Annotated in this window: 10 protein-coding genes and 1 pseudogene; 8 read left to right on the forward strand and 3 right to left on the reverse strand. The window is 63.0% G+C overall.

The features are described from left to right. The first annotated feature begins 51 nt into the window (after positions 1-51). Positions 52-1,005, forward strand: a complete 954-nt coding sequence (locus A2J02_RS09860) for an AbiTii domain-containing protein (RefSeq protein WP_068049660.1) — start codon at positions 52-54, stop codon at positions 1,003-1,005. 129 nt (positions 1,006-1,134) lie between these two features. Here A2J02_RS09860 and A2J02_RS09865 read toward each other — a convergent pair whose 3' ends face one another. After that, a complete protein-coding gene (locus A2J02_RS09865) occupies positions 1,135-1,755 on the reverse strand; it encodes an HNH endonuclease (protein ID WP_068049676.1) in 621 nt (206 codons plus the stop codon). Beyond that, positions 1,752-2,462, reverse strand: a complete 711-nt coding sequence (locus tag A2J02_RS09870) for a hypothetical protein (protein ID WP_068049661.1) — start codon at positions 2,460-2,462, stop codon at positions 1,752-1,754. The genes A2J02_RS09865 and A2J02_RS09870 overlap by 4 nt, the downstream gene beginning before the upstream one ends. 191 nt (positions 2,463-2,653) lie before the next feature. On the opposite strand from A2J02_RS09870, the gene A2J02_RS09875 reads away from it, so the two are divergent. The 4 genes and pseudogenes from A2J02_RS09875 (at position 2,654) to A2J02_RS09885 (ending at position 5,488) form a co-directional block, all read left to right on the forward strand. Continuing rightward, the gene (locus tag A2J02_RS09875) at positions 2,654-3,826 is read left to right on the forward strand and encodes an ATP-binding protein (RefSeq protein ID WP_068049663.1); all 1,173 of its coding nucleotides are present in this window, start codon (positions 2,654-2,656) and stop codon (positions 3,824-3,826) included. 47 nt (positions 3,827-3,873) lie between these two features. After that, on the forward strand, positions 3,874-4,449 hold the full coding sequence (locus tag A2J02_RS09880) for a hypothetical protein (RefSeq protein ID WP_068049666.1): 576 nt from the start codon (positions 3,874-3,876) through the stop codon (positions 4,447-4,449). Between the two features lie 82 nt (positions 4,450-4,531). Continuing rightward, positions 4,532-4,621 (forward strand): annotated as a pseudogene (locus A2J02_RS28665) (hypothetical protein); the annotation flags it as partial. A gap of 228 nt (positions 4,622-4,849) precedes the next feature. Further along, positions 4,850-5,488: a hypothetical protein gene (locus tag A2J02_RS09885; RefSeq protein ID WP_156516171.1), complete on the forward strand. Its 639-nt coding sequence runs from the start codon at positions 4,850-4,852 to the stop codon at positions 5,486-5,488. A 366-nt stretch (positions 5,489-5,854) separates the two neighbouring features. Here A2J02_RS09885 and A2J02_RS28905 read toward each other — a convergent pair whose 3' ends face one another. Next, positions 5,855-5,980, reverse strand: a complete 126-nt coding sequence (locus A2J02_RS28905) for a hypothetical protein (protein WP_269454865.1) — start codon at positions 5,978-5,980, stop codon at positions 5,855-5,857. A 154-nt stretch (positions 5,981-6,134) separates the two neighbouring features. On the opposite strand from A2J02_RS28905, the gene A2J02_RS29035 reads away from it, so the two are divergent. The 3 genes from A2J02_RS29035 to A2J02_RS09905 form a co-directional block, all read left to right on the forward strand. Then, complete coding sequence (locus A2J02_RS29035; RefSeq protein ID WP_442971466.1) at positions 6,135-6,383, forward strand: DUF2510 domain-containing protein; 249 nt, start codon at positions 6,135-6,137, stop codon at positions 6,381-6,383. A 706-nt stretch (positions 6,384-7,089) separates the two neighbouring features. Then, complete coding sequence (locus A2J02_RS09900) at positions 7,090-7,752, forward strand: hypothetical protein (RefSeq protein ID WP_068049674.1); 663 nt, start codon at positions 7,090-7,092, stop codon at positions 7,750-7,752. Then, positions 7,746-9,619: type IV secretory system conjugative DNA transfer family protein (locus tag A2J02_RS09905; RefSeq protein WP_068049675.1), on the forward strand; the 1,874-nt coding region annotated here is incomplete at its 3' end. The genes A2J02_RS09900 and A2J02_RS09905, both read left to right, overlap by 7 nt.

Raw genomic sequence — 9,619 nt, forward strand, 5'->3', positions numbered from 1 at the left:
TGACTGCAGACGCCATTCACGGCATTTTCAGTTTCAATGCGACAATCGGTCATGACCAACGACTCGCTGCTGGGAGATTTAAGAAGCCGAGTACTCGACGAGGATGCTCCCGTCGCCGGGTTGCTCAGGACGTGCGTGATGCTTGGTTCGTCGACCGGTTCTACTGGACTTCGAAGCTGGGCGCAGGCCGAGCTGCGCGGCTATGGCGACGGCGTAGACCTTCCTGAGTATCGACAGATGCACCTGCCGCTGTTCATGGATACCCAGAACGGCCCATTGTTCCGCAGAGGAGAGCAGATTTCGGTGTTTTCGCTCCCCGAGGAGGCCCGAGAGTTCGTCTCGGGCCCGGTCCAGTTCAGACAGTCGATCCAGGAGCTCGTCGAGCTCTCTGACGCACAGGATTCGTCGATCGCGATAACTCGACCCGGGCTGGCTGAGGCCGCGATGCTGTGGTCGGGCCGCCTATCTTCATTCCAGCAAGTGGACAGGATCTATTACCAGGTGAACCGTGCCGCAGTTGCGGGGATAGTCGATATCGTTCGTACTACATTGGTGGAGTTGGTTGCTGACATCACCACCGGTGTTCCTATGAACGAACTACCGTCGGGAACGAGAGTGGATGCCGCTGTGAGTGTGAACGTGTATGGGTCGCAGGACAACAACAGCATCTCTGTAGGTACGAATAGTGGCGTGATCGGCCAAGGAACTGCGTCGTCACAGTCGCAGACAAACGGTGTCGCGAGCGAAGATCTTGCGGCGTTGATCAGGGAGCTACGGGCGGCTGCTGAAGAAGTCGACGACCACGACGACGTTCGGGCGGATGTCGATCAGGCAATTACTGACTTTGAATCGTCTGTGTCGGGAGACAGCCCCGATCCAGCGGTAGTAGGTCGGCGCGTCAGTATGCTGCGTCGCCTGGGCGATTCGATCGGCGGCGCACTGCTGGCAGCGTTGTCTTCGGAGGGCGCAAGATTAGCTCTGGCCGCGGTTGGAGTAGCTGCTTGACGTTCGCATTCAGGCAGTTCGTTGAGGGCGAGCAGCCTGACATAAGGGCTGCTTATCAGCCGAACCCGATATTCGCCCGGCCCAGGACCACGACTCGCCTGGCTTCCTACGTCTGACGTGCCCCACGGTTCACGCGCGTTCGGCCTGAACGGCACGGGTGACGCGCAGCCACCGGCGCAGGTAGCCCGAAGAGGATTCCAATCCCGGATGCTCGGTGAGGTAGTCGGTGAACCAGCCCGACAGGCCGTCCCATTGCTGCGCATCACCGGGCGGGTGCAGCGTCCAGCCGAGCTCGTCCAGTCTCCAGTGCGCTTTGGCGGAGTTGCGCAGCATCGAGGTGGTCACCCAGTTCGAGGCCTCGTCTGCTCCCCCGCGGGCGACAGGGTCGAGGTGATCGATGGTCGGGAACAGCTCCCAGAACGCGAAATGGGTCTCGGTCATCTTCCAATTCGAATGTGCGGGAAATTCGTTCGGCAGCACGACCGACAGCAACCTCAATGCTCCCGGGTGGATCAGTCGGTCGCCGGAGTAGCGGTCGAGAAAGCCATCGCGATAGAACGTGCGCAGCATCTCGGGGAGCGTGTATCGGCGTTGCGCAACTGTGCCGACAACGTGTGGGTAGTCGGTGTCGATGATGGCTTTGGCTGCGTTGTCGTCTCCGTTGCTGAGCGCGGCGCAGGCCCGCGCGAGGACGTCCGCTTTCTGCGGCGGCTGGCCCGATCCGGTGGCCACGACGTCGCCGGACGTCATGCGGGCAGGGCGCGGCCGGCCTGCCACAGGACGTGGTCGACTTCCCATGCAGTGGTGCGACGTTCGCCGGGGATGTCGTTGATGCGGGCGACGATTTCGCGGACGATCGCGGTAGCGGTGACCGGCGATGCCGCAACGCCCTGGCTGCGGAGCCATCGCAGCACCATGCGGTCGGGCTTGATGCGGTCGTCGTCGCCGATCAGCATCCACAGGTATCCGCGGCGCACACCGTGCCCACCTTCCCCGGGTACGGCCTGCAGCGCGGTATCGAGACGATCGAATGCCGGTCCGTCGCTCATGATCGCGCGGGCCTGATCGAGGGTGTCGATGCCGGCGGCGCGGAAGATCTCGACGTGGTCGAGCACGGCGTGGGCTTTGCTGGTGCCGCCGCGGGCGGAGGTCCGCTGGCGATTGGTGCGTGCGGTGAGCGAGTCGACATCAAATCGGGCGTGAAAGGCCCCCAGCGAGACAGGATCCGGTATCGGCGGTTCCGAATTCGGCACCGAGGGCTGGCTGACGCCGAAGTCGGCCGCCACACGGGAAACCAGGGGCACGACGGTGGTGGCGTAAGTCGCGCCGATACTCCAGACCGCATCGACGATCGCGAAACTCAGGCTGACCCATCGCCGCTCGCGCGGGCGCGGGTTCAATGCCAGGACTGCAGCGGTGAGCCGGTCCAGACCGGCACTGTCGAGGACGGTCGCCATCGCCCGATCATCCACCCGGCCGCCTTGCGAACACAGGACCTGCGAGGTGAGCGTGTCGCAGACGGCGTGGAGTGTGTTGCCGGCTCGATCAGCGGGCGCTGTCCGTGGCGCGTCCGTGTTGCCGTGACCAGCGTATGGAGGTTTATTGACATTTATGGTGCTGTTCTCCATAAACGACTATAGTTTGCCATATGGATCCTGCCCTGAACCCGTTCAAGCCTGGATCGGGCCTGCGCCCTCCCGCGCTCGAAGGTCGCACCCGCCAACGCGAAGAATTCGACCTCCTGGTGGCCAGGAGCAAGAACCGCAACTACGACCGCGGCATGATCCTGTCGGGCCTGCGCGGCGTCGGCAAAACCACACTGCTCAACAACCTGTCCGAACACGCCGAACGTCAAGGTTGGTTGACGATCGGGCTCGAGGCGCGACCCAACGAGTCCGGCGTCAGCGCCGTGCGCGCCAAGCTCGGGTCCGAACTCGCTTCCGGCCTGCGCCGGTTCAGCCGTAAACATCAGATGCAGAAGGCGCTCGATGACCTGATCTCCCTCGCCCGCGGGTTCACCCTCGGCGTCGGGGTCGGACCGGCAAAAGTCGAATTGTCACTCGATCACGGTGCCGCCAGCGGAGACATCGACCTCGATCTCGAAGAACTCGTCGAGGCGATCAGTGCCGCGATGAAGAAGAAGGGCACCGCGTTCGGGCTGTTCATCGACGAGATGCAGGACCTCGATTCCGATCTCCTCGGCGCGTTGCTGTCGGTGCAGCATCGGGCCAGCCAGCGGGAGTGGCCGTTCTTCGTCATCGGCGCGGGCCTGCCCAACCTTCCGTCGGTGCTCGCCGACAACCGGTCCTACGCGGAGCGGCAGTTTGCGTACAGCACCATCGGTCCCCTGGCACCGGCCGATGCTGCCGAAGCTCTGGAGATCCCGGTCAACCAGCACGGCGGGTCCTTCACCCCCGATGCCCTGGCCCTTCTCGTCGAGGCCAGCGGCGGGTACCCGTACTTCCTGCAGGAATACGGCAAAGCCGTCTGGAACGTCGCCGCCACAGCAGTATTCGACGAAGACGACGCCCACCACGCGGTCGAGGAAGGCCGGCGAGCTCTGGACGAAGGCTTCTTCCCCTCACGATGGAACCGCCCCTCCGACAGGGAGCGGCGCTACATGCGCGCCATTGCCCTCGCTGCAGACGACGCACCGCGTTCGGGAGTCGTCGCCGCGGCGATGGGACAAACGACGACCGGTGTCAGCGACGTCCGCGACTCCCTGATCCGCAAAGGCCTGATCTGGTCCCCCGAACACGGCCGGATCGCGTTCACCGTGCCGGGGATGTCGGACTTCATCCGGCGTCAGCCCACCGACTGAAGAGCCCTGCGATTGCTCAGCACACTGCTGTGCACGATCCTGTAGCAATGGCACCGAACAGCAAACGCGTCGTGCTCTCCAACGGATTCGACTGGGTCAGCATCTTTTTAGACGGACGCGTCAAAGTTGCCTCCAGGAAACATCTCTGGGAGGTCGTCGATACCGGCAGACATACCGCGTTGGGTCAGTACGTCACCCTCGGTGTCGGCCGAGAACTCGACGTGGACCCGCCCAGCGGCGCAGGCAAGGTTCCCGACTTCGCCGTCGACCTCGACCCGCAGGCCGGGCGGGCCACGGCGGCCACGGTCGCCGCGGACAACGGCACCTTTGTCGAGCTCCATCACGACGGCAGCATCACCGTGGGAAACGACGGCCGCGACATCGCCGAAACGTTCAACACCGGACGAGAATTACTCGACGGTGGACCATCCGGTCGCGGCGGCGCAGTCATGATCACGTTCGCCGGCACCTACAGGCCATCACGGTTGCGCAAGAACAACTTTCTGGTGAAAATACCCGCTCCCGAGCATCCCGCTGCCAACCGCCGCTACCCGGGCGAATACATCATCGACAACGGCAAGATCGGGCCACCGGCAAACGCACCCGAGTCGTGGTTCAAATGATCACCAGACCAAATATCGGATATGTACCGCGCGGTGAAGTGAGACCCGACCGATCCTTGTCGCCCGACCGTGACTCGGATATAGCCAAGCGCCCGTGTTGGGTGGCGGAAGCGAAATGGCCAGGCCGGGAGCATTCAGACGCGCACATCGCGGCGTTCGGTTACTGGACGACTCAAGTGCGGGTTTTGCGTCCCACAGCACGGACCAGCCCTTAGGAAAGATCGATCGACGCAGATGCGCACCTGCGATGTTCGTTCATTCGACCGATTTTCAAGGCGGCTGGATTCAGTAAGCTTCGGTACGCTGCATCGCGTTGTGATAGGCGCGTCCTCGATAGCACCACAGATCGGACCCCGACATGCGACGCTCACACGCAATATTCATGCTTCCGCTTGCAATCATGACCGCCGTCTCATGCTCGTCAACTGGTGAAAACCAGGTGGATGTACCTCAGCCGGGCATTACTTCAGAAGTCGAAAGCAGCGAGGGAAGTGCAACAGCAACATCCAGTGCCTACGAGACGGGCTGCTTCATCTACGACGGTCCGAACGTCAGCGCGCAAGAGTTCGTCGAAATTGGCAACGCTCGCACAGCTGGGTTGAAGTCCGTCGCCGCAGCGCTCGGAACCCCTCAAGGCCAACTAGATGTGCAGTTCGAGCCCACTGAAGACATGCCCCCCTACCTTGAAACGGTACTGCCCGAAGTGCCAGAGAGAGGTCTCGCAACCTTCAGTCGCTGGCGATGCGAAGGGGAGTACAGCGCTCTGTACTCAACACTGAACTTTCGAGACAATGTGGAGGCGCAGAAGCAGGAACCGGCCTCGTCTGAATTGTCTTCAGATGAGATCGAGGAACAGATTCGAGCGCAGTTCGAGGTGCTTCAGAGCACTGCAGTCGTGGACCTTTCCCAGGCACTAGGCCTCTGCTCGGAACTAGGTGACACAGGTCTAAGCGGAGACGCTGCTATTGAAGAAGCGGAACAAGATGGCGGGCCAATGAACGAGCCTGCTTTGAAGTATCTATGTCCGCAGTACGCCTAAGCAGGTTTGCTTATTGTAGAGATGACAGCGACGAGCTTTGTTACGCCGTCGGCCTCTTTGACGAGGGTTGAGTCAGTTTCAATCCCTCCGAGGACCCCACCGAGCGCAGCCAAGAATGATGCAGTCGATCGCTGGGACTCTTAGGGGCCGCCCCGTAAAAGCTCAGCTCCCAAACGAAGTAGTGCCAGCTGATGAAACGGAACAGCCCCCGGTGCCGATAGCGATGCGAACGGTTCTATCGGGGACCGGCTTAGGCCGAAAGTTGGTATCAGTGTCTGTACGCTCTACGCAGGATCGCAGTCTGCAAATCAGGGCGACCGCGCTCGTGGGCGTATTTTTGGCTTTGGCCGGGGTCGTCCTGCTCTTCTACCCCGTGTCGGTCTCGTCGTACGGCTTGAACGCTGCATGTGGCAATACGATCACCAGGGACAACAGTGAGCCCTCGAGGCTGTACGCCAGATTCGACACCGATCTCGCAGAAGACCTGGGCATCCCAACTCCCTTGGACCTCGACACTGCGCCGTTCACGAAATGCACCGACGCGCTCACATTTCGCCGGTGGATCGCGTGGCCTGCCGTTGTCCTAGGCGTCGCGGTCGCATTCCTCGGACTGCGCAAACTGCCATGGTCGAACCTCGTCAACGCCGTGAACGCCAGCAGTAAGACCGCGACCCCGACCAAAAAAAGCAGCGCCCCGGCGACACCGCAGCGCGACACGACCGACCAAGACCCTACTAATCACGCACCCCTACCGACCGCACCTGCGGGCTGGTATCCAGATCCCTACCAAGCTAACGGGTTTCGATGGTTCGACGGTTCACAATGGACGGCAGGCACAGCCCCTGACGACCCCACCCGAATATCTCCCACCGAGAACGAAAGCGATTCCCGATGAACGCTGCACTACGGACAAAACTGCTTGCAGTCGTACTGCTTGCCGGTATCACTGGTGGGACGGTTGCAACCGTCAACGCGACCACAGCGCCAGAGCAAGATTCCGCCCCACCTGCCATTCGCTCTGGCCTCCCCGGCTATTCCGAGGCGCTGAAGAATCACCTTGGCGGCACTGTAATAGACGAATACGGGTTTTACACCGTCCGAGACTTCGGAGCAAGGCTGTGTCTTGACGCTAAGCGGGGGGCCACCGACGCACAAATTATCACGGCTGCGTCTCAGGGTCTGGGCGGGATGGGATTGGGAACGGCCCGCAGGTTGTATGCCACTGTTCTCGCCTACGGCTTCTGTTCCATCCCCTGAACCCGAACTTCACAGGGGTCATCGACCTGCCCACCGGATAGAAGGTCGACAGACTCGTACGAGATACCTGAAGATCCGCTTATTTTTCGGCCCGGCTCGCCGCTGCGGCGGGCGCCGCAAAATGTCGCGTACATGTATTAAGGTGAATCCAGTTCGACCGTCGATGAGGGTCACGGTCGAGCGTCCATCCAGCGACAGCGCTGCACCGCACCGTTTTCGGGTATCGGTGTCTTCGTGCTGTGGGCTGGCCGACGCTCCCAGTGAAGGCCCTCCATGTCGATTCCTCATTCGCTCTCCCCCAGCACTGACCACATCTCGTTCACCATCGACGGTGGTGAACCTCGATGACCACTCGCTCTGTTTCGACCGCAGAGCTGCAGCGCCGCTCCCAGATCGCTGCCGCCGCCTACGAACGCGGTCGCCGCGCCACCCTGGCTGCCGCTCGACGCCGTAACCTGCCCGATCGGGCGCACGTGCGCCGCGAGGAGATCCGTAGCCGCTCCCACTCGTACGAGCCGCGCAGTGACAGTCGCGCGTTCGGGATGCTCGACACCGACGTGTCGTTGGCGCGGGCGGCGGCGTATCTCGCCGCGTCCGGTGTCGCGCACGAGCTGATCACCGCACAGACCTTCACCGATCCCACCCAGCAGGAGTGGGCGGACGCCACCGTCAACCGGACGGCTGTGCACGAGGATGCGTGGCGGGAACGTCTGGTCGACAACGGTATCGACGACGCGGTGCTCCGTCCTGGTCTGTCGATGGATGCGCTGGAGTTGCCCGCCGAGCTCGATGGCCTCGACTTCGACGACATTGCCGAACACACCCTCGACGTGTCCTCCACCTCCGCCGACGTCGAACCCCTGAGGCTGGTCGACCTGCTGCGGGAGACACCGCGCCAGGAACAGTCGTCGGACTCGGTCGTCGACATCACCGACCGGGTCGCGCAGGTCATCGAGCTCGACCGCGGCGTCGACGCGGCCGTCGAGGGTGGTGTGGACGCATGGTGACCAAAAGGCCGACCGCCAAGGGTGCCGGCACGCAGTCGTCGATGTTCCCGTTGATCGCGATATCGCTGGTGATCGTGCTGATCGCCCTCGGATACGGATCGCTCTGGCTCGGGCACGCGTTCACCGACACCGGTGAGTCGATCCCCGGGAATCCGTTTCAGGCACTGTTCTCCGTGGCCGGCGGGAAGCTGACGTGGCCGACGGTGTCGACAGTGATCTTCGTGATGGCGGTAATCATCGGCTCCGGTCTCGCCGGCGTCGCTGCGGCCGCTCGGGCATCACGCGGCGGCAAGAACGATGTCGACGCCAAGGCCCGTCTGATGGGCTCGACGTCGAAGCTGACCGGGGTGACGGGCAAGCAGGCCCGTGATCGCGCGAAGTCGCTGCGGTCGGATCTGGCCGACCGGGACACCCTCGACGACGCCGACATCGGAGTCATCGTCGGCCGCACGGTCCAAGGCAACCAGAAGGTGTACATGTCCTGGGAGGACATGATGTTCGCCCTGGCCGGACCTCGCATGGGTAAAACGGCCGCGATGGCGATCGACGCCCTGTGCACCGCACCGGGGGCGGCAATGTTCACCTCCAACAAACGTGACGGCCACGACCTCACCCGCGGCGTTCGCGAGGAACTCGGCGCGGTGTGGCGCTACGACCTACAGGGGATCGCCGAAGGCCCCCGCACCGGTGGTGACGGGTTCTGGTGGAATCCGCTGCGCGGGGTCACCTCGATCGTCGCGGCCCGCAAGCTCGCCTCCTATTTCGCTGCCGCGTCGAAGGATGATTCGGCTCGCGTCGATGCGTACTTCGACGGTGGTGCACAGGAATTGCTCGCGCAGATGATGCTGGCGGCATCGTGTGCGGGTGGCGATCTGCTGCACGTCTACGGTTGGCTCTCCGACGAGGAGAACGAACTCCCCCAGAAGATCCTCGAGGAACACAACCATCAGATCGTCGCGATGCGGCTGCAATCGGTGCGCGGGCTCAACCCGCGCCAGCGAGATGGCCTGTACGACATGGCTCGCCGGTTCATCGGGTTGCTCGAGGAGCAGACCTACGTGATGAGCGTGCTTCCACCCGAGCGGGTGGATGTCTCGCTCGGCGCGGTCCTCGACACCGACATCGGCAGGGGCGTGCGCTACCCGCATTCGATGCGCGAGTTCGTGATCGAGAAGTTCGTAACCAGCACCGACACGCTGTACGCCTTGTCGAAGGAAGGGCCGGACTCGTCGTCGGCGCTGACCACGGCGTTGATCGGGTCGATCATCGACGCCGCTCAGCGCACCGCTCGCCGCAGCCCGCGCGGGCGGATGCCGGTACCGATGCTGTGCATCCTCGACGAGGCCGCGAACGTCTGCCGTCTCCCCGAGCTCCCGGCGTGGTATTCCCACCTCGGCTCGCAGGGGATCTGCCTGATGACGATCGTGCAGAACCTCTCCCAGGCCCAGAAGGTGTGGGGCCAGGACGGGGTCAAGCAACTTCAGGATGCCGCGAACTTCCTCTGGTACGGCGGCGGAATCAAGGACAAGACCACCCTGTCGGACCTGTCGGCGCTCGTCGGCGATCACGACGTCGAACGCTGGTCGGCCTCACGGGGCGGCGGCATGTTCGACAGCGGCTCGACCTCGAGGTCGCAGTCCTGGTCGAAGGAACCGATCATGACCGTCGACGACCTTGCCGCGATCCCGAAAACCCGCGCCTTGGTGCAGATTTCGGGCAACCGGCCGGTGCTGATGAAGAAGCTGTACTGGTCCGACGGCCCGAACGCCGACGCCATCACCGCCTCTGCCGAGCGATACGGAATCCCCGAGAAGGCACAGATTCTCCTCGACGAGGATGCAGTCGACCTCGACGAGGTCACCGAGAT

This window comes from Rhodococcus sp. EPR-147, from assembly GCF_001647185.1.
Classification (GTDB): domain Bacteria; phylum Actinomycetota; class Actinomycetes; order Mycobacteriales; family Mycobacteriaceae; genus Rhodococcoides.

Bases quoted from the DNA above. Each gene is read 5' to 3' on its own strand.
- A2J02_RS09860 (WP_068049660.1), top strand. From the start codon at position 52: ATGACCAACGACTCGCTGCTGGGAGATTTAAGAAGCCGAGTACTCGAC.
- A2J02_RS09865 (WP_068049676.1), bottom strand. From the start codon at position 1,755: ATGACGTCCGGCGACGTCGTGGCCACCGGATCGGGCCAGCCGCCGCAG.
- A2J02_RS09870 (WP_068049661.1), bottom strand. From the start codon at position 2,462: ATGGCGACCGTCCTCGACAGTGCCGGTCTGGACCGGCTCACCGCTGCA.
- A2J02_RS09875 (WP_068049663.1), top strand. From the start codon at position 2,654: ATGGATCCTGCCCTGAACCCGTTCAAGCCTGGATCGGGCCTGCGCCCT.
- A2J02_RS09880 (WP_068049666.1), top strand. From the start codon at position 3,874: ATGGCACCGAACAGCAAACGCGTCGTGCTCTCCAACGGATTCGACTGG.
- A2J02_RS09885 (WP_156516171.1), top strand. From the start codon at position 4,850: ATGACCGCCGTCTCATGCTCGTCAACTGGTGAAAACCAGGTGGATGTA.
- A2J02_RS28905 (WP_269454865.1), bottom strand. From the start codon at position 5,980: ATGCCCAGGTCTTCTGCGAGATCGGTGTCGAATCTGGCGTACAGCCTC.
- A2J02_RS09900 (WP_068049674.1), top strand. From the start codon at position 7,090: ATGACCACTCGCTCTGTTTCGACCGCAGAGCTGCAGCGCCGCTCCCAG.